We start from the raw sequence: 24,592 nt of genomic DNA on the forward strand, positions 1-24,592 counted from the left end.
GCCCGACGTTTACGGCTGGCTTGCGCCCATAAGCCTGTGTGTACCGGTTACCACCGAACGCTGAACCCCAACCGTCAAACTTACTTTTGTGATGAAACGTTTATTATGATTCGATACGATCAGTTTGTGCTCGACAATGGGCTGCGGGTGTTTGTGCACGAAGATGCCAGCACGCCAATGGCCGCCGTCAATATTTTGTACAATGTCGGCTCGCGCGACGAAGACCCCGAGCGCACCGGTTTCGCCCATCTCTTTGAGCACCTGATGTTTGGGGGCTCGCGGCATATTCCCGTCTACGACGAGCCGTTGCAGCGCGTTGGGGGCGAAAACAACGCCTTTACCAGCGCCGACATCACCAACTATTACATCACGCTCCCCTCGGCCAACCTCGAGACGGCCTTCTGGCTCGAATCAGACCGGATGCTGAGCCTGTCGTTCGATCAGCAGGTGCTCGACGTCCAGCAGAAAGTGGTGATCGAGGAGTTCAACCAACGCTACCTCAACCAGCCTTATGGCGATGTCTGGCTGAAGCTCCGCCCCGTAGCGTACCAGCAGCACCCTTACCGCTGGGCGACGATCGGCAAAGACATCAGCCATATCGAAAATGCCGTGCTCGACGACGTAAAGGCGTTTTTCTTCAAGTACTACGTACCCAACAACGCCATTCTGGTGGTGGCGGGCAACGTAACCACCGAGCAGGTAAAACAGCTGTGCAAAAAGTGGTTTGAGCCCATCCCGGCCGGTAAAGAGTACATCCGCAACCTGCCCGCTGAGCCCGCTCAGTCGGAAGCCCGCTTCATCGAAACCACGGCCGACGTACCCCTTAATGCGCTCTACAAAGCCTATCACATGCCGGGCCGGTTTGCCCCTGATTTCCAGACGGCCGATCTGCTCAGCGACGTGCTGGGGCGCAGCAAATCGTCGCGGCTGTACCGCAAGCTGCTGAAAGAAGAAGCCATTTTCAGCAACGTAGGCGCCTACATCACGGCCTCGCTCGATCCCGGCCTGCTGCTGGTACAAGGCAATCTCAACGAAGGCGTAACGCTCGAAGAAGCTGATGCCGCCGTGCAGAACGTGCTGCAGGAACTGATTGACAGCAACGTACCTGACGATGAGCTGATGAAGGTGAAAAACCAGGCCGAATCGACGATGGCGTTTTCGGAGGTGGAACTGCTGAACCGGGCCATGAACCTCGCCTTTGCTGCCAACGCCGGTGACCCCGAATGGGTAAACCAGGAGGCCGAAAAAATTCAGGCTGTCACGGCCGATGGCCTCCGGGACATGGCGCAACAGATTCTGCGCCCTGAAAACAGCTCGACGCTCTACTACCGCCGGGCCTAAGCCCATACCCGCCCTTTGTGTGGTCGCGCAGGCCCCACGAAGGGCGGGCCTACCACTGGATAACCGCTTACTGGATTGGCCAGGGATTGTGACTAGTTTACTTCACTAATCGCCTGATTAGTAGTCATAAAGCTAACCCATTCGTAAGTGTATGCACCGGTTGTATTCGTTTTTTCGACTTCTCTTTTTTTTCGGATTGCTCAGCGGATCGGTAGCCGCTAATTCCCGCGTATCCCGACCATTCAGTAGTACCTATACCACCGCGCAGGCAGGTGTCTGGAACAACGCAGCCACCTGGGTAGGGGGCCACGTACCGGCGCTTAATGACCTGGTTGTCATCAATCACGTGGTCACGATCGAAGCCAATCGGGTTGAGCAGGCCTTTGCGGTCCGATACGGAACCGGCGGGCGGCTGTTGTTTGGCGCCAATGCCCAGTTGCGGCTCGGTTCAGACCCGTGCACGCCCATCACCGCCGACCCGGTTACGATCCTGACGAGCGGTACGTGGCGGATCAACGAACACCGCTCCAATTTCGGCAACGTGCTGAATTACTATAAACGCGGTGCGCCCAACAACACCATCAATTTCGATAACTCGTACTACATGACGTTCAACGCCAACGGGACGGGTACGAATACCAACACCGGGACGCCTGCCTCGTTTACGTGGTCGTTTCAGGACCCCGAACGGACAAAGATCATTTTCGAGCAGCAAACGGTTTATACCTTCTGGGAGAACATCGTCTTTGCCCCCGGGGCGCTGGCTTTTACCGAATATTCAACCAATAATAACTTCACCTACTTGGCCCAGATTCGGCGGGGTTTGCCATGACAGGTACGTGGTCGTGCCGGAATGGGCTGTATGTTTGCGGTCATTCCGGTTTGATTGGTTATGAAAATACGCGTTGGACAGGGCTACGACGTCCATAAATTGGTAGCGGGGCACCCTTTCTGGTTGGGGGGTATCCAGATTCCGCATACGCACGGTGCTTACGGACATTCCGATGCCGACATTATCTGCCACGTGATCTGCGACGCGCTGCTGGGAGCCGCCAACATGCGGAATATTGGCTATCATTTTTCCGATAAAGACCCGCGTTGGAAAGGTGTCGACAGCAAAGAATTGCTGGCCGAGGTGATGCGGATGATCCGGGCCGAGGGCTGGGAAGTCGGCAACGTCGACGTAACGGTGGTGTTGCAGGAACCGAAATTAAACCCGCACATCCCGGCGATGCAGACCATTATCGCTCGCGTGATGAACGTACCTGAAGCCGACGTCGCCATCAAAGCGACCACCTCCGAGCATATGGGCTTCGTCGGCCGACAGGAAGGTATCGCCGGCTTCTGCGTGGCCCTAATCCAGAAAGACTAAAGGGGCTCAACGTCAAAAGTCCCCGGGTCAACGTTGATTCGCGCTGGTATCAGTTGAGCGCGAACTACCGTTGACCCGGGGACTTTTGACGTTGGATACGCTTACTTCTGCCCGTACTTGGTTTTGAACTTGTTGTAGAGGCGCTTATGCTTGTCGTCGAGGTTCACCTGGCGGCCCTGGATGAAAGCCTGCTCCACCACGTTGGTGCGCATGTCCAGAATGTCGCCTTTCGATACCACGATGGTGGCCTGCTTGCCTTTCTCCAACGTACCCACTTGCTGGTCGATACCCAGAATTTTAGCGGTGTTGGCCGTGATCATCTTCAGCGCCTCTTCGCGGTCAGACACGCCAAAGCCAGCGGCTGTACCGGCCAGAAACGGCAGGTTGCGGGTCCGCCACCACTCTTCGCCGTAGCTCAGGCCCACCAGCACGCCCGCTTTTTGCAGGATGCCTGGCATCCGGTAAGGGAGGTCAACGGCTTCGTCCTGCCGGTTGGGCAGGCGGTGCAGCGCGCTCAACAACACAGGTACGTTGTTTTCCTTCAGGAACGACGCGGCTTTGTCGGCCTCTTCGCCTCCGATGATCACCACCTTAGGTACGCCTGCTGCTTTGGCAAACCGCACTGCTTCGATGATGTCTTTGGCGTAATCGGCCCGCACATACAGGTTCTGGGTACCGTTGAACAGGCCACGCATCGCTTCGAAACGAAGGTTTACCGGCATGGGGGCAGGCGTCGTTTCGGCGTAGGCTTTGGCTTCGGCAAAGGTGGCCTGCAGGGAGCGTAGCGTCTCGTCGCGCTTGTCGTTTTTCTTGATGGAGGCTTCGAACGTCTCGAAGTCGAAGTTACGGGCGTAATAGCCGGGCCAGTTGAGCCACAGCCCGTCGTCTTTTTTCAGGACGGCATCTTCCCAGTTCCAGCCGTCGGTGTGCATGATCGACGAGGAGCCGGATACGGTACCCCCCAGCGGCATGGCCTGCGTGATGAGGATACCGTTGTTGCGGATGGTCGGGATGACTTCCGAATCGGTGTCGTAGGCGATCAACGCCCGTACGTTGGGGTTCAGCACGCCAATCTCGCGTGAGTCGACGGTGGCCCGGACCGACGCAATTTCCTGCAAACCCACCAGCGACGACGGCGAAATCAGGCCGGGGTAGATGTGCTTGCCCGCCACGTCGATCACCTGGTATTGATCGGTATTGAGGCGCACGGTCGTGGCGTCGCCCACGCCCTGAATCACGCCTTTATCAAAGGTGATATAGCCGTTTGGGATCACCTGCCCCGTGCCGGTATGGATGGTGCCGCCCAGCAGCGCGATGGGCCGCTCCTGCGGCCGTGCCGGGGCGGGGTTTTGCGCCAGCGCGCCCGTAAGCGCCGTCAGCGACAATATAGTTGTGAGAATGTGCTTCATTATTTGAGAGAAGATGGAACGCTGATAACACGAGTATAGCGGATACACGCTGCTTGACTTTTGCGGATCAATCCGATCAATGGTGTTGAGGCAACCGACAGATTCGTGACCATCCGTTCAATCCGTGCCATCCGTGTTCCATTGCATACGAATCTTACTTTTCTTCGCCTTCGGCCATAATGCCTTCAATGTCTTCGCAATGCCACATCCGCTGGCGGCGCATGGTGGGGCGTTGGGCCGTCTGGCCACCGGCTTTGGCCTGAATCATCTTCTGGATCAGGCGGGCGCGCTCGCGGTGCATCTGCTCCTGGACCTGCTCGTCGGCGGTGCGGCTGTAATACACGGCTCCGTCGATGATCGTCAGGTCGGGGCGGGCGTAGATCGACAGCGGGTGCGCGTTCCAAAGCACCAGGTCGGCGTCTTTACCGGCCCGGATACTGCCCATGTGGCTATCGAGGTGCAGCAACTTGGCCGGGTTCAGCGTCACCATTTTCCAGGCGTCTTCTTCAGGAATACCGCCGTACTCGACCGTCTTGGCCGCTTCCTGATTCAGGCGACGGGCCATCTCGGCGTCATCCGAGTTGATCGACACCAGTACCCCTTCGCGGCTCATCAGCGCGGCGTTGTACGGAATGGCGTCTTTCACCTCCATTTTGTAGGCCCACCAGTCTGAGAAGGTTGAGCCACCGACACCGTGCTTCGCCATTTTGTCAGCCACCTTGTAGCCTTCCAGAATGTGCGTAAACGTGTTCACCTTGAAGCCCAGCGAATCGGCTACTTTCATCAGCATGTTGATCTCCGACTGCACGTAACTGTGGCAGGTGATGAAGCGCTTTTTAGCCAGAATTTCGGCCAGCGCGTCAAGCTCGATGTCGCGGCGGGGCGCCATTAACGTACCTGTAGTAGCGGCCCCTTTTTTCTTCCCGGCCTTACCCTGCGCCTTGCTTTGTGCGTTGTAGTCGTCCCACGCTTTGGCGTATTCTTTGGCCCGCATGAAATGATCCATGTATACCTGCTCGACACCCATCCGCGTTTGCGGGAACCGCACCCGGTTGGCATCGCCCCAGTTAGCCTGCTTCACGTTCTCGCCGAGGGCAAATTTGATGAACCCGTCGGCCCCTTTGATGAGCATATTGTCGGCCGTTTCGCCCCATTTCAGCTTTACCAGCGCCGACTGCCCGCCGATGGCGTTGGCCGAGCCGTGCAGCAGTTGCGACGACGTAACGCCACCCGCCAGTTGCCGGTAGATGTTGATGTCTTCGGGGTTGAGCGCGTCCATCATCCGCACCTCAGCCGTGCTCGACTGAGAGCCTTCGTTGATCGAAAACAGGGCGATGTGCGAGTGTTCGTCGATGATGCCGTTGGTGAGGTGTTTACCCGTGCCATCTACCACCGACACGCCCGCGGGGGCCGTGAGGCCGCGACCTACCTGGGCGATCTTGCCGTTTTGCACCAGCACGTCGGCGTTGGTCAGAATGCCGTCCTTTTCGTTGGTCCAGACCGTCACGTTGCGGAATAGCATGGGCTGCGGTTGCGGGCGCTGGGCCGTTCCCATCCCGACAAAGGGATACAGCATTCCGCCCATCTCGGGCTTCTTTTTGGTGGCCGTGTCGGCTTTGGCAAGGCTGGCGCTGTACGGTTTGCTCAGCGTGGCCGACCAATTGATGCGTTTGCCGTCGGGCTGCTCGCCTTCCCCTTTATACGACGTGCCGTCGCGGTAGCCCGTCAGGCGGGTCAGGGCAGTGGGCTGGCGTTTGTCCAGCGCCACCCGCATCGAGATCAGGTTGAAATCAACCGATACCGTTGGTGTTAACTTGGTGGTATCGTTCTGGGTAATCTGGTACTCCGGCTTGTCGGGGTTATTGCCCGATACGATCAGTTTCAGACCGGGGTTGTTCTCAAGCTTGAGATCATACGTACCCCGCAGATCGGCGACGTTGCGGTTGGTCACCACATACTGCTTGCCGCGAATCCAGTTTTCGTAAATGACGTTGTCGGCGGCAAACAGGTTGCCCGACGTGATAAGGAAGTTGGCCACTTTGCCCACGGCCAACGTACCCAGCAGATCGTCGGCCTTGATGAGGCGGGCCGGGCCCGTGGTTAGGGCTTCGAGGGCCTGCTGTTCGGTCAGGCCGTTTTCGATCGCCTTCCGCACATTGGCCATGAAATCGGCCCGGTTTTTCAGGCCCGCGCTCGTCAGCACAAACGGAATCCCCGCCTGTGTGAGCATGGCCGCGTTGGCGGGCGCCATTTCCCAGTGCTTCATTTCGGCCAGCGATACGTTGTCGGCATCCCAAGGGTCCTCTACGTCGAAGGCCGTTGGGTACGTTACCGGCACAATGAGCGTGGCCCCGGTGGCTTTTACCTCGTCGATGCGCTGGTATTCGTCGCCCGCACCCCGGATGATGAACTGCATCCCGAATTCGTCGCCGATACGGTCGGCCCGAACGATGCCCATCTTATCGCCTGCCTCGAAGAACGAAGGCACGCCGGCCATCCGGTTGAACGCGTCGAGCGAGAGGTTCATCTGACCTTTGTTCCCGCCGTTTTTGTACCACTGCGCGTCGTAGAGCGCCTGCCGCAGCAAGGCTACCGAGCCCATGATGGAGTTGGGGTAATTCTGACCCGACGAGCCCCGGCTAAACGAGAAATGCTGGCTGAGACCGTTGCGGAGCACCAGCGCATTTTCGCGTTCGTCGGCCAGCGTCACAAGCGTACCGTTACCCCGGGCGATGCCGTCGTGGGCGTGGGTCAGCACGGCGCCGAACCCTACTTTGCGGTATTCATCGGCTTTGGCCGTAACCGCCTTGAAGAGCTGGCTCGCGTCGTTTTCGGGCTGGATGGCCTGGTTCCAGTAGTAGGGACCCTTCTTATTGGATTCGAGTTGTGGGGCACCAAAACCGCCGAAACCACCGCCTGTGGGCCGTTTCACCTCGGGCATACCATAGTCGGAGTCGAGGTCGATGAGGCCGGGGTAAATGCGCCGCCCGGCCAGGTTGGTAACCACCGCGCCCTTGGGTACGCTCACCGACGTACCGACGGCTTCAATGCGCCCATCGCGCACGACGAGCGTAGCGTTCTGGAGGGTGGTTTTGGGATCTACCACGATGGTAGCATTGGTAAAGGCGTATAGGTTGCTGCGTTCGTCACGAACACCATTCTGGGGGAAAGTCGTCTGCGACACGGACTGCGCCATTGTCTGCAAGTGACTCGCCTGCACCAACCCAATTGCCAAGAGAAGCGACAATAGTTGTTTTTGCATGAAGTGGGTAAACTAGGGTAGCTCGTCGTTGAGCCATGAAAACGCAAATAAACACTTTATTAACAGCGCTCCGGCAGACAAAAGATACTATTGCCAGATCACTGGTTAGCGAAACAAAAACGGTCTGTTTCTTCGCGGAATAGTACTACGTAGTGCCTTCGTGACCGTTGCCCGCTACAGCAGAGTGGATAACACGTACCTAATAAAAGCTCGGCTCAGCTTGTTGTGTCGGCCAATAGTTGATCAAACGAATTGTATTATTTGGGGAACTGCGCTTGTTCTTACTCAATACTATCAGTGGCGTTGGAAGGGCTACAGTTGCATTTGGAAACCGCTATTGAGCGGATCTACTCCCGGTAAAGTACGTTGCCGCAACGTCTTCTTAAGTCAGTATACGTCTTTGCTTTTTCGAAGAACTCAGTTATACGATTTGATATATAGCATATACTACTGTAATCTTTGTCAACCAAATCGGCCTCATCCGCATAGATCCGGGTAATTGGTTTGCCTGCTGGTCTATTGCTATGACAGAGGCAACCGACTAGCCCTTTGCGGATCGTTTCAGTTTGAAGTAACTTCCTCTAAAACACCTATATGCAGCGTTTTTTGCTTTTAGCTTCGTTGGTATCTGCCTGGTTTACCGCTCTCGGACAGACCCAATCCATTAATCAAACCACGAAGGACTGGATCAGCCTGTCGGGCGATCCGGTGCCTATGACGAGTGGTGTGATTTCCAGCTTCAACCATTACAACAAGCAACTGCTGGGTACGTCCTACGAAGACAGTACCTTTCAGGCGGGCAACATCCGGTTTTACGGCAAAGTCCCCGGCACCCGCCTCGACTCGCTGCTTGGCGTGCCGATGCGACATGATCTGCTCACGCAGCAGCTTGAGATTCTGGCGGGTCCCAACAACATTCGGGTGGCTCAGGCCCCGCAGGTAAGGCAGTTTACAATCAACAATCGAAAGTTACAGGCGGCTTCGTACTACGTCAACGTTCGGGAGTTTCGGGGCGAGGCCGATGTACTATTGGGCTTTTTTGAGGTACTGACCACGGGTCGGGCAACATTGCTGCGGTACCCGTCGGCCATCATCCGCAAGAGCGATTACAACGTAGCGCTCAGTGTCGGCAATAAAGACGATGCCCTGGAGCTGAAACAGGTCTGGTATGTGGCGAAGGGCCCCAAGGCCGTTGTGTTCTCGCCCAGCAAACGGGCCATTCTGAGCCTGTTTGCCGACAAAGAAGCCGATATGACAACGTACCTGAAAACGCAAAAGCCCGACCTGAAAAGTCGGGCGGGGTTAACGGCACTCGTGGCGTATTACAACTCGCTCGAATGACTACTGTACGATGAATAATGTACAATGGGGCGGTTCCAGGATGAGCCTGCGCCAGCGGTACGTGGCCAACTCCATTGTACATTGTTCATCGTACAGTAGTCATTCTAATTCCTCTTCGAAATTTCGTCGCGGATTTTGGCGGCGCGCTCATACTCTTCGTTGCCGAGCGCTTCGTCGAGCATGCGTTGCAGTTCATCGACGGTCATGTCTTTCAACTGCTCACCGAAGGCGCGTGGCGACCGGCTCGATGCGCGCACCAGCTCTTCCTGGTCTTCATCTTCTTCCTCAGACGTGGCCGTAATGCCCGCTTCTGACAGGATCGACTCGTAGGTATAGATCGACACCCCGAACCGGATACCGATGGCGATGGCATCCGACGGGCGGGCATCAACGACCGTCTCCTGCACGCCGTCTGAGCAGACGATGCGCGCAAAGAAGATGCCTTCCCGGAGGTCGGAGATAACGATTTCGCGCACCGTGAAGCCGAAATTTTTGGCGAATTGCTTGAAGAGATCGTGTGTCATCGGCCGGTTGGGCACAATTTTCTCGATCTCGATGGCGATAGCCTGCGCTTCAAACATACCGATGATGATGGGCAAGCGACGATTGCCATATTCTTCACCCAGTACCAACGCAAACGAACCCGACTGCGACTGGCTGGGCGACAAGCCTAATATTTCTAATTTAATCTTTTCCACGTCGCAAAATTAACCGTTGTGACGTTCGTTTGTTCACGGTAAAATAAGTTTGGCGCTTGATGTTTACCGTTTAATGTTGTCGCGTCAGGTACGAAGCAACGTCAAACAGGAACCACCAAACGCCAATCCTATTTCACCTTCACCAGCAGCGTTATAATATTGGCCGTCAGGCCGGTACTGCGGAGGTAATGGCCGTAACGCAGTTCGAGCGATTGCCAGGGCCGAACGCCCAACACGCCACCCGGCGGCGCCATTCGGATACCCGTTCCCACAAATTGGGTCGAGATGTTGCCGATGTCGTAATCGCTGGTGTGGTATGGCAACGTCGGGTTATGCTGTCCGTAGGGACGGAAATAGTCGACTGCCGTTTGGGTGTGGAACCGGTAGAACGGGCTGATCGACAGGAACGCCGTCAGCTTGATGGGCACTTCCACATTGGCCGTATGCGCTACCATGCCCCAATCATCGACATAGAACCGATAAAACGTTCGCAGAATGGCGTGATCGCCCTGGAAGTAGTTGGCGCGGAGGCTCACTGGGAACTTGAGGCGTGTGCCGGGCAGGCGTTCGGTGGTTTCGGTGCCATCGGTAAAATAAACGCGGTGAAATGGGGTGCTCAGCAACCCCTGCTGAAAGGACGGCTCCAACGTACCCAGCACCTGTAAGCGTTTGTTGATCACCTGCGATACCGACAACGCCAGATTGAACGTTTGCCGGGGTTTGCTGTCGACGCGTGTTCGGTCGCTGTGGGAGCCGGAACCGTAGTACGCTGGGCGTAGTTCGGCGGGTAAAATGGCGTCGTAGGTATCCAGAAAGGCGCTTCCCCGTACGCTCACTTCCCGATTGCGGTCGGCCGAGAGCTTGGCAAACTGCGCCGTAAACCCGTGCGACCGGTAATCGTACTCCGTCGAATACGCATAGCTGAAGCCTTTCGTTACACGCGTTACCGGGTTGAAGACCCGCCACGACACCGACGGATAGATGTGCACGTCGCTGCGTGAAGCCCCCGAAAAGACCGGGTCGATATTGTCCGACGAGGCCGAGGTGTAATAGTCGATGTTGGCGTCGATGTTGAGGTAATGCTGCCGCCCTTTCCGGTCTACCGCCGACAGCGTCAGATCGAACGAGTTGGCGATATCGGTCAGTTTCTCGGTGCCAATGCCACCCGTAATGGCCGAGTTATTGCCGTCCTGCTGGTAATAGCTCGACACGAAATTGATTTCTTCCAGCTTCAACCCCCGGCTTTCATACGGGCCTTTGGGGGGCGTAGCCGAGGCGGTTTGGCGTGGTGCCGTGCCGTTCGTCGGGCCAAGGCTTCTTTCGTAATAGACGGGGCTGCCTGATCGGGTTGTGTCGCGTTTGACTTGTGCCCGGCCTGCCGTAAAAGCCAGCAGGGTCGCTACGGTGAGTACGACTTTCTTCATGGTCGGTTATCAGGTACGTTGTCGTGGGCTAATTGCAGCCACAGCCCCCGCTGCTCTTGCCACCGCTGGCACCCGATGGTCCTTCCCGGTACAGATAAAAACTGCTTTCGAACTTCTCCGATTTGCGGTTGGTCAGTTCCATTTCCGAGTCGTTAAGCCGGTTTTTCTGGTATTCTTTCACCGTAACGCAGCTCGTAGCCGAGAGGCAAAGCGCCAGCCCAAACCCAAAGGCCAGCAGCCGATATGTGTTCCTGTTCATGCAGTTAGTCTGATGGTTTTTGACGTAAACAGCCGGTCGTGATCGTCGATCAGAATGCAGCCTATGTTGGGTAATTGGTTGATCAGATGCAGGCCAACTTGCGGCCCCATCACCATAATGGGCGTGGCCAGGGCGTCGGCTAGCTCGGCGTTGGGCGCGATTACGGTGACGCTCTTCAGGCCCAACACGGGGTAGCCCGTGCGCGGGTCGATGGTGTGGCTGTAGCGTTTGCCGCCGATGAGTACGTATTTCTCGTAATCGCCCGACGTCGCCACGGCATAACCGCTGATGCTGAGCCGGGAAAACGCCGTCTGGCGCGCATTGGGGTCGGCAATGCCGATGGTCCAGGGCTGGCCGTTGGGTTGGGTGCCCCAGGCCGTCAGGTCGCCTGCCGCGTTTACCACCCCCGACTGAATCCCAAGCTGCTGCATCACGTAACGGGCCCGCTCGGCGGCATAGCCTTTGCCGATGCCTCCGAAGCCTATGCGCATGCCCGCCTCGGCCAGCATTACGCTCCTGTCGGCCGGGTTGAGTTGCACTTTTCGGTAGTCGATCAACTGCACCGATTGCCGCACCTGCTCGGGGTCAGGTAGCGCGTCCATCGTCGTGTCGAAGTTCCAGAGGCGCTTGTCGATGCCGCCGTAGGTGATGTCAAACGCGCCCTGCGTCAGACCCGACAGTTTCAGCGACCGTTCGATCAGCGCAAACACCTCGGCATCGACCACCACCGGCACCACACCGGCCATAGCGTTAATCTGATTCGTCTGGCTGTCGGGCCGGAACGTCGTCAGCAGCGCCTCAATTCGGCTGACTTCGGCAATGGCCGCGTCGATAGCCGCCCCGGCGATGCCGGGCCCGTCAGGTACGTTGTCAGTAACGACGCTGATTTCGAGCCGGTTGCCCATGAGGCGCAGCACTTTTTTGTGCAGCCGCCCAGACCGGTCAGTGAGCAGCGGCGGCAGCGTCGATGTCATTGATGAGGGATTGGAGCGTCAGCGAAGCCGGATAGCCCGACCAGTTGCGCAGGACTTTTCCGTTGGCATCGAGCAGCACCGTCATTGGAAACTGCCCGTCGGGGTTGTAGCGCTCGGCCAAACTTTCATTGTGGGCGGTTTGCTCGGCGCTCAGCTGATTTTTCTTTGCTCGCGGAAAATCGGCCCGGACCAGAACCAGTTGTTTATCGGCGTAGGTCGTGAAGGCGTCCGATTCGTAAATCTCTTTTTTTAGCTTGATGCAGGGCCCACACCAGTCGGAACCCGAAAAGTACAGCAGGATCAGCTTGTGGCCCGCTTTGGCCTCGTTTTTAGCCTGCTCTAGGTTGGTCTGCCACAACGGCGCCAGTCGCGGTGCTGCCAGCAGGTTCAGAAAAAGTGTAAGTGCAAGTACGGTTTTCATAGTTGGTTAGCTGTAGATGATTAGCGTTTTGCCGTCGGTGAGGGTTTTGTAGGCGGTGATACCCCGGCCCGCCAGGCTGTTTTTGCCGGTGCCATCGAGGTTGAACCGAGCCCCGTGGGCGGTGCAATAGAACTCCGTGCTCCCGTTGAGGATGACCTGTTTCTTCGGCTCATGGCTACAGGTCTGGGTTACGGCGGCAAAAGCCGTGGACGAAATGCGGCCAACGGTGATGCCACTTCGCTGAATGTAGCCGCCTACTTTGGATAGCGCCGTTTCATTCGCCAACGTTAGCGTCAGGAGTGGGTTCTTCACACCAAGCACATCGGCGGTGCTGCCCGTCGAACTGGCGGGCGTTGTTACGGTTGTGCTGGTGCCGCCACCCACGGTCTGCCCGTCTTTAGTCAGCGTCAGGGCATCTACGTAGGTGTCTTCCTCTTTAACGCAGGAGGTTAGAATGGCCATCAGCGCTGCACCCCGAAATCCCATGTTCTTTAGAAACGTATATCGATTCATACTTACTAGACGTATAATCAATTATACGTAGGAAAGCGGCGGTCTGTTGCAGCGGGTGAGTATTAAATAAGAAGGCCACCGGGTATACCACGGTGGCCTTCTTGGTACTGAACCTTATCGGTTTTGGATGGCGTACCGACCCCGCCCTATAAGGTTTGAAACGACTAAAGGGCCTGCACGGCTTTGGTCAGGCGGGGCAGCACCTCGAACACGTCGCCGACGATACCGTAGTCGGCCGATTTGAAGAACGGCGCTTCGGGGTCTTTGTTGATCACCACGATCACCTTCGACGAGTTGACACCCGCCAGGTGCTGAATGGCCCCCGAGATACCCGCCGCGATGTAGAGATTCGGGCTGACTTTGATGCCCGTTTGGCCCACGTGCTCGTGGTGAGGGCGCCAATCGAGGTCAGAAACGGGCTTCGAGCAGGCGGTAGCGGCGTGTAGGGCCTTGGCCAAGTCTTCCACGATGCCCCAGTTTTCGGGCCCTTTCAGACCACGGCCGGCCGATACCACCAGATCGGCTTCGGGCAGCAAGATGTCGCCGGTAGCTTTCTCCGTATTGGTCACTTTCAGCACAAAATCACCGTCGTTCAGGGTAGGCGTGAAGGCGTCTACCTGCGCCGAGGCGTCGGTCTCTTCGGGCGTGATGGTGTTCTTCTTGATGGCCAGAATTTTCACGTCGGCTTTCAACTCATTGAAGGCAAACGCTTTGCCCGTATAAATACTCGTTTTTACGCGGAAGCCGTTGCTCAGGTCGGGCAGGTCGATCACGTTGGGCGCAAGGCCTGCTTTGAGCTTACCCGCCAGCCGGGCCGCCATGGCATCACCCAACGACGACTTGGCCAGCACCACGACTTTGGCGCCTTCCTGTTGCGCAGCGGCGGCCACCACCGAGGCGTAGGCCATACCGTTCACTTCGTTCAGCTTGCTGTCGGCAGCGTGCAGCACTTTGGTAGCGCCAAAGCGACCCGCCGTGGCCAGCTCGCCCTGATCGGCCGCGCCAATCACGACCGCCGTGGCCGATGTACCCAGCATCCCGGCTACCTTCGAGCCGTAAAAAATGGCCTCCTGTGAGGACTTCTTGAGCTTCCCTTCGTCGAGTTCAGCAAAGATTAAGACAGACATGTGTTTGCTTGAGAGTAGGTGTAGGAATGAACAATGTACATTGCATGATGTACAATGATTTGGTCTGCGCTAGAACGTCCCTCAGCGAAGCCATTATACATCGTGCATTATTCATTATACATTCAGTTTAGATCACTTTCGCTTCGGTGCGGAGGAGCTGAATGAGCTTCTCGGCTTCGTCGGCAGGAATCATTTTGACGGCACCACGTGGCGCGGGCAGTTCGTAGCTGGCCACGGCGGTGAGCGAGTCATTTCCGGCCGGCTGCACCACTTTCAGCGGCTTGGTCCGGGCCGTCATGATACCGCGCATGTTCGGGATTTTCCATTCGGCGATGGGCTCCTGGCAACCCAGTACCAGCGGCAGCTGCGCTTCGATGTCTTCCTTACCGCCTTCGATTTCGCGGGTCATCTTGGCGGTGGTACCCTCCAAGTCGAGCCGCATAACGGGCGAAATCGACGGGATACCAAGCATTTCACCCACGATGCCGTGTACCTGACCGCCGTTGTAGTCGATCGATTCACGACCCATCAGGATCAGATCGTATTGGGTTTCTTTGGCGGCAGCAGCAATTTGCTCGGCCACAAAATAGGCGTCGGTCGGCTCGGCGTTGACCCGGATAGCATCGTCGGCACCAATGGCGAGGCACTTCCGAATTACCGGCTCGGCATCGGCCTCCCCTACGTTGAACACCGTCACGGAAGCACCTAGCTTTTCTTTTAGCTCGACGGCCCGCGCCAGCGCGTAGTCGTCGTAGGGTCCGGTGATAAACTGTACCCCCGCCTTGTTGAACTTCGTGTTATTGTCAGTGAAGGTAATTTTGGTCGTCGTGTCGGGCACGCTCGTCACGCACACTAAGATTTTCATGCGGATTCTGGTTTTTTGTGTTGAGGTGATGGGAACGCAGAGGAAGCGGATTTTTCGGATGGTCGCAAATTTCAGACTGATGCGATGAATTCATCTGGCTCGTTTACGCCGCGACCATCCCGAAAATTCGTGTCATCTGCGTGCCAATCCACCTTTTGACTCGGCGAAATTAAACAGGTCTTTCAAATAATAGTATGCATGCATACTAATTTTTTAACAATTATGAATCAGGATCGGATCCAACAACTCCTTCAATTTGTACAGGAAGAACCCGGCGAACCCTTTAATGTTTACGCCCTGGGTATGGAATACCTCGCCGAGAACCCGGCGCAGGCCCAGCACTATTTCGAACGGCTACTGACCGACCACCCGCAGTATCTGCCCACGTACTACCACGCCGCCCAACTGTACGTCGATCTGGGTAACCGCCCCAAAGCCGCCGAACTGTATGATTTCGGCCTGATGCTGGCCAAACAACAGGGCGACCAGAAAACCTTCGACGAGCTGAACCGCGCCTACCGCAACTTCAAGGACGACGAAGAGGAGTTATAATGAGCAGACTAGTGAACGAGCGAAAGCGGCTGACGCATCTATTTTATCAGCGTCAGCCGCTTTCGCTCGTTCACTCAGTGACTCGTTCACTCTTTAACTTCGCCCGCATGAAGATCACCCGCATTACTCTTTATCAATACAACATCCCGCTCAAAGCGCCCATCGCTATTTCGCTGGGGATCATCGACGCGGCGCGGAACCTGCTGGTGCAGATCGACACCGACGAAGGCCTGACTGGCTGGGGCGAAGGCTCACCCTTCTGGATGATCGTGGGCGAAACGCAGGCATCGGGCTGGGCGGCGGCCGAGGATCTGTCGCGGCTGTTGGTAGGGCGCGATCCGCTCGATATAGAAGGTTGTTTGCAGGCTATGCTGCGGTATCTGCCCGGCCACCCCACCACACGCTCGGCCTTTGACATGGCGCTGTATGACCTTGCCGCCAAACGAGCCAACATGCCGCTCTACCAGTTCCTGGGCGGCAGTAACCGCCCGCTTGTTACCGACGAAACCATTTACATCAACGACCCCGATCGCATGGCCGACGATGCCCGCCGCATTGCGGCCAACGGTGCCGAAGCCATCAAGATCAAAGTGGGGACCACCGCCCAGGCCGACCTCGACCGACTGGCCGCTATCCGGCAGGTGATTCCCTACGAACTACCCATTCGCCTCGACGCCAATCAGGGTTGGGACGTACCCACCGCCCGCACCGTGCTGACTGCCGTTGGCGACTGGAACGTGCAATACTGTGAGCAACCCCTGCGCCGCACCGACATAGCGGGCCTGCGGCATCTGCGGCAGCGCGTGAACGTACCCATCATGGCCGACGAAGCCGTTTTCGACGCCACCGACGCCCTGCGGTTGGTGCGCGAAGAGGCTGTCGATTACCTCAATATCAAGCTGTCGAAAAGTGGCGGTATCTGGGAGGCGCTGAAGATCAACGCCATTGCTGAGGCGGCGGGCATGGCCTGCATGATCGGCTGCATGTCGGAGTCGCGGCTGGCGCTCTCGGCCAAAGCGCATGTGGCCGCCGCTCGCCAGAACATCCGTTTCTGCGACCTCGACGCCTGTTTTGAACACGCCGAAGATCCGGTGCAGGGCGGCATCGTCTACAACGGCTACCAGATCACCATCCCCGACGAACCTGGCATCGGTGCCGACGTCGATCCGGCGTTTCTAGCGAGATGTTTAAAGAGTGAAATAGCGAAAGTGTGAAAGAACTAACGCAAAACACGCATTCACTCGTTCGCTCTTTTTTACCTATGATCTCCATCACTACCACCCAAACCGACGACGATCTGCGGGGCTTGTTGGCGTTGCAACAGCGCAATCAGGTACGGAATGTGCCGATCGAGGTGCAGCGGGAGCAGGGCTTTGTAACGCTTGTCTACACCTTCGAGCAGATGAAACGGATGCACGAGGCCGCCCCCAGTGTCATTGCCAAAGATGGCGATGAGGTTGTTGGTTACGCTATCACGGCCGTGCCTCAGGTACGTCCATTTGTGCCCGAACTGGGTACGTTGTTCGACCTGATCGATAGCCTCGACTACGAGGGCAAACCGCTGGGTACGTACCCGTATTACGTGGTGGGGCAGGTGTGTGTGGCCAGTGACTACCGGGGGCAGGGCCTGTTCGACGCCATGTATACCCACCACAAAGCCCTATACCGCGACCGCTTCCAACTGTTTATTACCGACATCTCGGCTCGCAATGCCCGCTCGCTACGTGCCCACGAACGCGTGGGGTTCCGTTCCATTCACACCTTCCACGAACCCGCCGCCAACGAAACCTGGCACGTCGTGATGTGGGACTGGGGTAAAGAGTGCGGGCCGCGTTCGGCAAAGAGCGAATGAGCGAAAGAGTGAATTGGCTGACGCGTTCATTGTGTTTGCGCCAGCCGATTCACTCTTTCGCTCTTTATCTACGTGTAATTCGTGATCGACTTTACGTATTGCGAAGGGGTTTGGCCGGTGACGGTGCGGAACTGCCGGTTGAAGTTGGACAGTGTGCGGAAACCACTCTCGTAACAGATTTGTGAAATCGACAAATCGCTGTTAGTGAGTAGCTTGCAGGCGTGGCCGATGCGCACTTCCGACACGAAATCGACGAACGTTTTGTTGGTGCGGGTCTTGAAATAGCGGCAGAAAGCCGAGGGGGTCAGGCCCGCCACGTCGGCCACCTCTTCCAGTTTGATGGTGTCGTGGAAATGCGTGAGTACGTAGGTATGTACGGCCTGCATCCGCCGGTAGGCCAGCGTCGAGGCGCTGTTTTCGTCGGTGTCGGCGGGCTTCATCGGGTTCACGTAATTCGCATTCGTGATGAACTCCATGTCGTTGGCATGCGAGAGCGTGTCGAGCAGCGACAGAAACGACAGCACCCGCCGGAAATTGGCCGGCTGCTTTTGCAACGTCCGCATGGCGTCGGCGGTCTGATCGTGGGTAGCACCCGACCAGCAGATACCCCGGCGGCTATCGGTCAGCAGGCGCCGGAGCTGCACCATCTCGGGATGGTTGAAAAAGTCGGCGCCGAGGCAATCGTCGGTGAAATAAATGACCAGACCGCGCGTCCGCAGGCCCGACGTTGGGTCGAAATAGGGCTGATCGCTGCGCCATAAGTGGGGCAGGTCGGGGCCCAGCATCACCAGGTCGCCAGGACCGAAAGGGCGAATCGAATCACCAATGAATCGGGTACCGGTGCCTTCCTCCACCAGAAAGAGCTGGTAGTGCGGGTGGAAGTGCCAGTTGGGGTCGAAATGGGGTTCGACAAGCTCCTTCACGATGAATGAACCGATGGTCGATTCAAGATCTTTACGCAGGGCAGACTTCATAAGCAGAGCAAGCTACAACGGTAACGGAAAGGCCAAAAAAGACTCGATTTAAGCGCAAATTAGCCTAATCTGACGATCAAATTGGTAAGTAGCGGCGAAAATACAGTCAATATTAGCTAATCTGTACCTAACTGTCATCATCTTCAAGTAGTAGATTTGTGAAATCATTCCTTGAAAGAACAATACTTTCAGGAAAACACATTAACTATGAATCAGCTCGGCATGAACCTCTTCATCTGGACGATGACGATGGACGAGGACCTCTCCGATACGCTGGCGTTTCTGGCCGACACCGGCTTTGACTTCGTCGAAATGCCCGTTAGCACCACCCCCGGTGCACCACCCGATCTGGCCAAATGGCAACGGCTGGGCCAACAAGCCGCCCGCCTCGGGCTAGGCGTGCAAACCTGTTCGCTGCTGCCGCCCGACCTCTGCCTCATCAGCCCCGATGCGGCTAAGCGCCGGGCGGGAATAACGTACCTGAAGCAGGTTGTCGACTGTTCGGTGGCGGCCGGGTCGCGTATTCTGATGGGGCCACTGTTTGCCGGTTTCAAGGCTTTCGCCGGCCGGCCAGCCACGGCTGATGAGTGGGCCTGGTCGGTCGAAAGCATGCGGGCCGTGGCCGAACACGCGCAGGAGCAGGGGGTGACCCTGGCCATCGAATCGCTAAACCGGTTCGAAACGTACCTGCTCACCTGTGCGGCCGATACCCGCCGCTACATCGAGGCCGTTGATCACCCCGCCTGCCGGGCCGCGTTCGATACGTTCCATGCCAACATCGAAGAGAAAAGCCTGAGCGAGGCAATCCACACGCTGGCTCCGTATCTGGTCCACGTGCAGCTCTCCGAAAACGACCGCTCGACGCCGGGGCAGGGGCAGGTTGACTTCGGCAAGGTGCTGGGTACGTTGGCCGACATTGATTACGAAGGCCCGATTGCCATCGAAGCCTTTGGTCCCACCCCGCCCGAGCTGGCCGCCGCCACGCACATTTTCCGCCCCATGTTTACCTCGCCCGAACAGCTGGCGCGGGATGGGTACACCTTTTTACAGGAGGTGAAGAAACAGGAGAAAGAAAAAAGAAGCTTCGTGTAGAGCCCGCTGCCTTCTTCCTCCCGTCTTCTGCTTCCCTTTTTCCTTTTGTCTATGAAAATCAACATCGCCATTGTCGGCCTCGGATTTGGGGCCGAATTCATTCCCATCTATCAGCGGCACCCCAACGCCAACATGTATGCCATCTGCCAGCGTAACGTCGAGAACCTCAATAAAATCGGCGATCTGTTTGGCATTGAAAAGCGCTACAGCGATTACGACGAACTCCTGGCCGACCCCAACGTCGACGCGGTTCACATCAACTCGCCCATCCCGAACCATGCCGAGCAAAGCCTGAAAGCGTTGCGGGCGGGCAAACACGTAGCCTGCACGGTGCCGATGGCCACGAGTGTGGAAGAATGCCTGGAGATTGTAAAAACCACGCGCGAAACGGGCAAAAAATACATGATGATGGAGACCGTCGTGTATGCCCGCGAGTTCCTGTTCGTGAAAGAGTTGTATGAAAAAGGCGAACTCGGCAAGGTGCAGTTTCTGAAAGCCTCCCATCAGCAGGACATGGACGGCTGGCCCGACTATTGGCCTGGCCTGCCCCCGATGCACTACGCCACGCACTGCGTTGGTCCCGTGGCCGGGTTGCTACGCCTCGAAGCCGAATACGTCTCGTGCTTTGGCTCGGGCACCATCCGCCCCGAACTGGCGGCCATCCACAACTCGCCGTTTGCGGTGGAGTCGGCGCACATCAAGTTCAGAGACAGCGATTTGTCGGCCTATGTGTATCGGTCGCTGTTCGACGTGGCGCGGCAGTACCGCGAAAGCTTCGAAGTGTATGGCGACAAAAAGTCGTTTGAATGGCCGCTGATCGAAGACGAGCAGCCGGTGATTCATACGGCCAAAAAGCCCGAACCGGAGATCCCCGAACACGTAACGGTGCCCGACTACGCGCACCTGCTCCCCGAAGAAATTCAACGCTTCACGACCAAAGGCGTGTATGACGCCGACGAGAGCCAGCACCTGTCGTTTACGCAGGGCGGTGGCCACGGCGGGTCGCACCCGCACATGGTGCATGAGTTTCTGACGGCGCTCGTGGAAGACCGCGATCCGTTCCCCAACGCGGCCCAATCGGCCAACTGGACAAGCGTGGGGATTCTGGCCCACCAGTCGGCGCTGAAAGGCGGCGAGCTGATTCGCCTGCCCGATTTTAACGCCTAACCGGTCGCCGGGCCGGGGTGTCTGGCCCCCCGGCCCGGCACTGCTGGTGGCGGCTCGTTACCGACTGTGTACGCCTGCTCATAATGGCTCCTCTCTTACAGTAAAAACAATGACTACATCCATGAATCGTGCTCTGTTAGTGACGGCGTTGGTAACGCTGGCGCTGACGAATTGCCGCCGTACACCAACGCAGGTCATGCGGGATGTGGACGGCAAGACGACCACCAGCAAGGCCACTCGGCAGGCTGGGCCACGGCGTACGGAGATTCTGTTTCTGGGCGATAACGGCCACCATCGGCCCGCCGAACGGGTGCCACAACTGATGGCGGCGCTCGGCAACCGGGGGATCAACATCACCTATACCGACCAACTCAACGACCTCAATGCCGACAACCTGTCGAAGTACGATGGGCTGCTCATTTTCGCCAACTGGGACAGCATCCCGAAGCCGCAGGAGCAGGCACTGCTCGATTTTGTGGCGTCGGGCAAAGGGCTGATTCCGGTGCACTGCGCGTCGTTCTGTTTCCGCAACTCGGCCGAATACGTCGATAAAGTGGTGGGTGGGCAGTTCTGGCGGCATCGTATGGACACCATCCAGACACGAACGGTCGACGCCAACAGCGAGATCATGGCCGGTCTCCCGCCGATCAAAGCCTTCGACGAAACGTACCTGCACACCCACCTGCAGCCCGACAACCACGTGCTGGCGGTGCGCGACATCAAAGCCGATCAGGCGAAAGACAAGCCCGGTCAGAAAGAAGAACCCTACACCTGGACACGTACCTACGGCAAAGGGCGCGTCTTCTACACGGCCTACGGCCACGACGAACGTACCTGGAGCCAGCCCGGTTTTCAGCAACTGCTTGAGCGGGGTATTCTGTGGTCGGTTGGCGATGCGGTGAAAAAGCAGCACGACGACCTGAAACCGCAAGCGTTTGCCTACAAGGAAGCTCAACTGCCCAACTACGAAAAACGGCCCGGCGTGCAGCTGGAGCAGTTGCCGCTTTCGCCCGACGAATCGATGAAGCACATTCAGGTGCCGGCCGATTTCTCGCTGAGCCTGTTTGCCCATGAGCCCAACGTGATGCACCCCATCGCCATGACCTGGGACGACCGGGGGCGGCTCTACGTGCTCATCACCAAAGATTACCCCAACGAGCGCAAGCCGGAGGGTGGCTCCGATTCCATCGTGATGTGCGAAGACACCAACGGCGATGGCAAGGCCGATAAATTCACCAACTACGCCGACGGCCTGAGCATCCCGACGGGTATGGTGTGGGCCAACGGCGGCCTGATCGTTTCGCAGGCGCCGCACATGCTCTTCCTGCGCGATACCAACGGCGACGACCGCGTCGATGAAAAGAAAATCCTGTTTACGGGCTTCGGTACCTTCGATACCCACGCTGGCCCTAGCAACCTGCACTACGGCTTCGACAACTGGATCTGGGGGAGCGTTGGCTACTCGGGGTTCAAGGGGAAAGGCACGGCCGATAAAGACAGCCTTCAGTTTGGGCAGGCGCTGTTCCGCTTCCGCCCGGATGGCTCGCACGTGGAGTTCATGACCGGCACCTCCAACAACACCTGGGGCATGGGCTTCAACGAAACGGGCGACGTGTTCGGCTCAACGGCCAACAACTCGCACGGCTGGTATATGGCCATTCCGAACCGCAGCTACAATGCCCGGCAGGGTAGTGTACCGGGTGGCCGCAGCACCGATACGCACAAAGACATGAAGCCCATTACCGAGAAAGTACGGCAGGTCGACGTGTTCGGCGGCTTCACGGCCGCGGCGGGGCATAATTTCTATACGGCGCGGGCGTTCCCCAAAGCCTACTGGAACGAGATTGCCTTCGTGAGCGAGCCTACGGGCCACATCGTTCACATGAACCGGATGAAGCGGACCGGCACCGACTACGAAGACGTTGAACCCACGGCCGGGCAGGGCTTCAACCTGATGGCCGGGGCCGACGAGTGGTTTGCGCCCGTATTTGCACAGGTGGGTCCCGACGGCGCCGTTTGGGTCGCCGACTGGTACAGCTACATCATCCAGCATAATCCGGTGCCACAAGGCTTTAAAAACGGCTCAGGCAACGCCTACGAAACCGACCTGCGCGACTTCACCCACGGCCGTATCTATCGCGTTGGCTACAACAAAGCCCCTGCCGAGACGCAAAAAATCGTGTCGCTGAACCCCAACGATCCGGCGGGGCTGGTGGCGGCGCTATCCAACAGCAACCAGTTCTGGCGCATGAAGGCCCAGCGGCTGCTGGTGGAGCGGGGCAACAAAGACGTGGTACCCCAACTGTGGGCCGTTGCTAACAACCCGACCGTCGACGAAATCGGGATCAACGCCCCGGCGATTCATGCCCTCTGGACACTGCACGGACTGGGTGCCATCACCCCGTCTGATTTGGAGAAAGCCCTGAAACACCCCTGCGCTCACGTTCGGAAAACGGCCGTGCAGGTGATGCCCCGCGATGCGGCCGGTGCCAACATGCTGCTGGCCCGTAACACGCTGAACGACGGCGAGCCGCTGGTGGTGCTGCAATCATTGCTGGCCCTGAGCGAAGCCCCCGTTACGCCCGCTATCGACGAGGCCGTACTGACCCGCCTCCGCCAGACCACCGCCAACGACGACCGCTGGCTACCCGACGCCTTTGCCTGCGCCCTGAACCGCAACGGAGCGGCCTTGCTGCGCCAGTGGCTGAGCAGCATCAAAGAATCGGGCGGGACGCATACCCAGCAACACGACCATAGCGCAATGGCGCACAACCAGTCTAGTGCGTCAGGTCAAATGGCGTCGACGCAAAGTGGCCCAGCCTCAGTCGTCAGTACGAATACACCGAAGGTTGACGGAATCGATCTGGTCATTGATCGGGTGGCCATGCAGCCGACCTCGCCACTGGTGCGTGAAGGCGCGCGCACGACCATCTACGTTCGGAACCAGGGCAGCGTTGCCGTACCTAAAGGCACGGCTGTACCATTGTCGATGCGTTTTCAGGCCAAAGACGCGGCCAATAAGCAGAAGATCGATTACGTTAGCTACACCTTCACGGACGGAATTGCCCCCGGTGAAACCGTCGGTATCAATCGGGTTAACAATGGCCCCTGGGTCGGCGACCTGTCGCTGAGTGGCGAACGGGCTGGCGACTACACCCTGACGATTACCATCGATAAAGACCAGAAGCTGTCGGAAAGCAACGTCAGAAACAACACGCATACTGCTACCCTGACCGTGAAGGCACCGGCGCAGTTAAAGACGGTGGCGCTGGAGCGGGCTGCCCGTGCGTATGCATCGACAGCCTCGCCCGATTCGATCGCGGCCATGCTGACGAAAGCGACGACCCTTGGCGAAGACAATGCCAACGCGCTAGTGAAAGGCCTGTCGGAAGGCTACGACTACCGCCAGCGGCGGAAAGCAACTCCCGCCACAGGTACGTTGCTGGCTAGCGTAGCGGAAGGGATTCCGGCCGACGCCCGCCCTCGCATGAACCGCCTGCTCGAAGCCTGGGGCCTGCGCGACGCCAACGCCGACCTCGACCCCAACGCCCAGATCGTGCGGCTGAAAACCGTGCGCGAAGAAATGCGCTTCGACCAGACGAGCTTCACGGTAAAGGCGGGCAAGCAGGTGGTGATTGTACTGGAAAATCCCGACGCCATGCAGCATAACCTGGTCGTTGGTAAACCCAAGTCGCTGGAGCGCATCGGTAAACTGGCCGACGACATGATCACGGCCAAAGATGGTGCTGAGCGCAACTACGTACCCACTACCCCCGACGTGCTGGCTGCCACGGCGCTGGTGAATCCCTCGCAAACCGTTCGGCTGACGTTCAAAGCGCCCGACCAACCCGGCGAATATCCGTACCTCTGTACCTTCCCCGGTCACTGGCGCCTGATGAAAGGCATCATGAAAGTGGAAAAAGAAGGTACCGCGTCAGCCGCTAAGTAA

Annotated in this window: 21 protein-coding genes; 10 read left to right on the plus strand and 11 right to left on the minus strand. The window is 57.7% G+C overall.

Annotated features, from left to right (window positions below; genetic code table 11):
* Window positions 1–105: 105 nt before the first annotated feature.
* From FAES_RS08795 to ispF, 3 genes are all read left to right on the plus strand, one after another.
* Entirely contained in the window at window positions 106–1,341 is a 1,236-nt protein-coding gene (locus FAES_RS08795; protein ID WP_015330852.1) for a M16 family metallopeptidase, read from the plus strand.
* Between the two features lie 151 nt (window positions 1,342–1,492).
* Complete coding sequence (locus FAES_RS08800) at window positions 1,493–2,173, plus strand: hypothetical protein (RefSeq protein WP_015330853.1); 681 nt, start codon at window positions 1,493–1,495, stop codon at window positions 2,171–2,173.
* 60 nt (window positions 2,174–2,233) lie between these two features.
* Window positions 2,234–2,713, plus strand: a complete 480-nt coding sequence (gene ispF / locus FAES_RS08805) for a 2-C-methyl-D-erythritol 2,4-cyclodiphosphate synthase (RefSeq protein WP_015330854.1) — start codon at window positions 2,234–2,236, stop codon at window positions 2,711–2,713.
* 101 nt (window positions 2,714–2,814) lie between these two features.
* Here the strand turns inward: ispF and FAES_RS08810 are convergent, their stop codons facing one another.
* Both FAES_RS08810 and FAES_RS08815 read right to left on the minus strand, forming a co-directional pair.
* Complete coding sequence (locus FAES_RS08810; protein ID WP_015330855.1) at window positions 2,815–4,122, minus strand: amidohydrolase family protein; 1,308 nt, start codon at window positions 4,120–4,122, stop codon at window positions 2,815–2,817.
* A gap of 154 nt (window positions 4,123–4,276) precedes the next feature.
* Complete coding sequence (locus tag FAES_RS08815) at window positions 4,277–7,384, minus strand: amidohydrolase family protein (RefSeq protein WP_015330856.1); 3,108 nt, start codon at window positions 7,382–7,384, stop codon at window positions 4,277–4,279.
* 594 nt (window positions 7,385–7,978) lie between these two features.
* Here FAES_RS08815 and FAES_RS08820 point away from each other — a divergent pair.
* Window positions 7,979–8,725 carry a hypothetical protein gene (locus FAES_RS08820; RefSeq protein ID WP_015330857.1) on the plus strand — a complete coding sequence of 249 codons (747 nt, stop codon included), beginning with the start codon at window positions 7,979–7,981 and terminating at the stop codon, window positions 8,723–8,725.
* A gap of 104 nt (window positions 8,726–8,829) precedes the next feature.
* Here FAES_RS08820 and FAES_RS08825 read toward each other — a convergent pair whose 3' ends face one another.
* From FAES_RS08825 to FAES_RS08860, 8 genes are all read right to left on the minus strand, one after another.
* Entirely contained in the window at window positions 8,830–9,423 is a 594-nt protein-coding gene (locus FAES_RS08825; protein ID WP_041257691.1) for a bifunctional nuclease family protein, read from the minus strand.
* 128 nt (window positions 9,424–9,551) lie between these two features.
* Window positions 9,552–10,847 carry a DUF3570 domain-containing protein gene (locus FAES_RS08830; protein ID WP_015330859.1) on the minus strand — a complete coding sequence of 432 codons (1,296 nt, stop codon included), beginning with the start codon at window positions 10,845–10,847 and terminating at the stop codon, window positions 9,552–9,554.
* A 28-nt stretch (window positions 10,848–10,875) separates the two neighbouring features.
* Window positions 10,876–11,106: a DUF4266 domain-containing protein gene (locus tag FAES_RS08835; RefSeq protein WP_015330860.1), complete on the minus strand. Its 231-nt coding sequence runs from the start codon at window positions 11,104–11,106 to the stop codon at window positions 10,876–10,878.
* Window positions 11,103–12,080 carry an FAD:protein FMN transferase gene (locus FAES_RS08840; protein ID WP_015330861.1) on the minus strand — a complete coding sequence of 326 codons (978 nt, stop codon included), beginning with the start codon at window positions 12,078–12,080 and terminating at the stop codon, window positions 11,103–11,105. The genes FAES_RS08835 and FAES_RS08840 overlap by 4 nt, the downstream gene beginning before the upstream one ends.
* A complete protein-coding gene (locus tag FAES_RS08845) occupies window positions 12,049–12,501 on the minus strand; it encodes a thioredoxin family protein (protein ID WP_015330862.1) in 453 nt (150 codons plus the stop codon). Before FAES_RS08845 ends, FAES_RS08840 begins: the two co-directional genes overlap by 32 nt.
* A gap of 6 nt (window positions 12,502–12,507) precedes the next feature.
* Window positions 12,508–13,014, minus strand: a complete 507-nt coding sequence (locus FAES_RS08850) for a (2Fe-2S)-binding protein (RefSeq protein WP_015330863.1) — start codon at window positions 13,012–13,014, stop codon at window positions 12,508–12,510.
* Between the two features lie 164 nt (window positions 13,015–13,178).
* Window positions 13,179–14,141, minus strand: coding sequence for an electron transfer flavoprotein subunit alpha/FixB family protein (locus tag FAES_RS08855; protein WP_015330864.1), 963 nt, complete (start codon window positions 14,139–14,141; stop codon window positions 13,179–13,181).
* Between the two features lie 127 nt (window positions 14,142–14,268).
* Window positions 14,269–15,006, minus strand: a complete 738-nt coding sequence (locus FAES_RS08860; protein ID WP_015330865.1) for an electron transfer flavoprotein subunit beta/FixA family protein — start codon at window positions 15,004–15,006, stop codon at window positions 14,269–14,271.
* 222 nt (window positions 15,007–15,228) lie between these two features.
* On the opposite strand from FAES_RS08860, the gene FAES_RS08865 reads away from it, so the two are divergent.
* From FAES_RS08865 to FAES_RS08875, 3 genes are all read left to right on the plus strand, one after another.
* Window positions 15,229–15,558: a tetratricopeptide repeat protein gene (locus FAES_RS08865; RefSeq protein ID WP_041257692.1), complete on the plus strand. Its 330-nt coding sequence runs from the start codon at window positions 15,229–15,231 to the stop codon at window positions 15,556–15,558.
* Between the two features lie 107 nt (window positions 15,559–15,665).
* Window positions 15,666–16,772: a mandelate racemase/muconate lactonizing enzyme family protein gene (locus FAES_RS08870; RefSeq protein ID WP_041257693.1), complete on the plus strand. Its 1,107-nt coding sequence runs from the start codon at window positions 15,666–15,668 to the stop codon at window positions 16,770–16,772.
* 47 nt (window positions 16,773–16,819) lie between these two features.
* Entirely contained in the window at window positions 16,820–17,410 is a 591-nt protein-coding gene (locus FAES_RS08875) for a GNAT family N-acetyltransferase (protein WP_015330868.1), read from the plus strand.
* A 68-nt stretch (window positions 17,411–17,478) separates the two neighbouring features.
* Here the strand turns inward: FAES_RS08875 and FAES_RS08880 are convergent, their stop codons facing one another.
* The gene (locus FAES_RS08880) at window positions 17,479–18,384 is read right to left on the minus strand and encodes an AraC family transcriptional regulator (RefSeq protein WP_015330869.1); all 906 of its coding nucleotides are present in this window, start codon (window positions 18,382–18,384) and stop codon (window positions 17,479–17,481) included.
* 207 nt (window positions 18,385–18,591) lie between these two features.
* On the opposite strand from FAES_RS08880, the gene FAES_RS08885 reads away from it, so the two are divergent.
* The 3 genes from FAES_RS08885 (at window position 18,592) to FAES_RS08895 (ending at window position 24,592) form a co-directional block, all read left to right on the plus strand.
* Window positions 18,592–19,476 carry a sugar phosphate isomerase/epimerase family protein gene (locus FAES_RS08885; RefSeq protein WP_015330870.1) on the plus strand — a complete coding sequence of 295 codons (885 nt, stop codon included), beginning with the start codon at window positions 18,592–18,594 and terminating at the stop codon, window positions 19,474–19,476.
* Window positions 19,477–19,527: 51 nt separating this feature from the next.
* The gene (locus FAES_RS08890) at window positions 19,528–20,643 is read left to right on the plus strand and encodes a Gfo/Idh/MocA family protein (protein WP_015330871.1); all 1,116 of its coding nucleotides are present in this window, start codon (window positions 19,528–19,530) and stop codon (window positions 20,641–20,643) included.
* A 121-nt stretch (window positions 20,644–20,764) separates the two neighbouring features.
* Entirely contained in the window at window positions 20,765–24,592 is a 3,828-nt protein-coding gene (locus FAES_RS08895; protein WP_041257694.1) for a PVC-type heme-binding CxxCH protein, read from the plus strand.

Source organism: Fibrella aestuarina BUZ 2, from assembly GCF_000331105.1.
GTDB classification, from domain to species: Bacteria; Bacteroidota; Bacteroidia; order Cytophagales; family Spirosomataceae; genus Fibrella; species Fibrella aestuarina.

Coding starts and splice junctions, on each gene's coding strand:
- FAES_RS08795 (WP_015330852.1), top strand. CDS start 106: ATGATTCGATACGATCAGTTTGTGCTCGACAATGGGCTGCGGGTGTTT.
- FAES_RS08800 (WP_015330853.1), top strand. CDS start 1,493: ATGCACCGGTTGTATTCGTTTTTTCGACTTCTCTTTTTTTTCGGATTG.
- ispF (WP_015330854.1), top strand. CDS start 2,234: ATGAAAATACGCGTTGGACAGGGCTACGACGTCCATAAATTGGTAGCG.
- FAES_RS08810 (WP_015330855.1), bottom strand. CDS start 4,122: ATGAAGCACATTCTCACAACTATATTGTCGCTGACGGCGCTTACGGGC.
- FAES_RS08815 (WP_015330856.1), bottom strand. CDS start 7,384: ATGCAAAAACAACTATTGTCGCTTCTCTTGGCAATTGGGTTGGTGCAG.
- FAES_RS08820 (WP_015330857.1), top strand. CDS start 7,979: ATGCAGCGTTTTTTGCTTTTAGCTTCGTTGGTATCTGCCTGGTTTACC.
- FAES_RS08830 (WP_015330859.1), bottom strand. CDS start 10,847: ATGAAGAAAGTCGTACTCACCGTAGCGACCCTGCTGGCTTTTACGGCA.
- FAES_RS08835 (WP_015330860.1), bottom strand. CDS start 11,106: ATGAACAGGAACACATATCGGCTGCTGGCCTTTGGGTTTGGGCTGGCG.
- FAES_RS08840 (WP_015330861.1), bottom strand. CDS start 12,080: ATGACATCGACGCTGCCGCCGCTGCTCACTGACCGGTCTGGGCGGCTG.
- FAES_RS08845 (WP_015330862.1), bottom strand. CDS start 12,501: ATGAAAACCGTACTTGCACTTACACTTTTTCTGAACCTGCTGGCAGCA.
- FAES_RS08850 (WP_015330863.1), bottom strand. CDS start 13,014: ATGAATCGATATACGTTTCTAAAGAACATGGGATTTCGGGGTGCAGCG.
- FAES_RS08855 (WP_015330864.1), bottom strand. CDS start 14,141: ATGTCTGTCTTAATCTTTGCTGAACTCGACGAAGGGAAGCTCAAGAAG.
- FAES_RS08860 (WP_015330865.1), bottom strand. CDS start 15,006: ATGAAAATCTTAGTGTGCGTGACGAGCGTGCCCGACACGACGACCAAA.
- FAES_RS08865 (WP_041257692.1), top strand. CDS start 15,229: ATGAATCAGGATCGGATCCAACAACTCCTTCAATTTGTACAGGAAGAA.
- FAES_RS08870 (WP_041257693.1), top strand. CDS start 15,666: ATGAAGATCACCCGCATTACTCTTTATCAATACAACATCCCGCTCAAA.
- FAES_RS08875 (WP_015330868.1), top strand. CDS start 16,820: ATGATCTCCATCACTACCACCCAAACCGACGACGATCTGCGGGGCTTG.
- FAES_RS08880 (WP_015330869.1), bottom strand. CDS start 18,384: ATGAAGTCTGCCCTGCGTAAAGATCTTGAATCGACCATCGGTTCATTC.
- FAES_RS08885 (WP_015330870.1), top strand. CDS start 18,592: ATGAATCAGCTCGGCATGAACCTCTTCATCTGGACGATGACGATGGAC.
- FAES_RS08890 (WP_015330871.1), top strand. CDS start 19,528: ATGAAAATCAACATCGCCATTGTCGGCCTCGGATTTGGGGCCGAATTC.
- FAES_RS08895 (WP_041257694.1), top strand. CDS start 20,765: ATGAATCGTGCTCTGTTAGTGACGGCGTTGGTAACGCTGGCGCTGACG.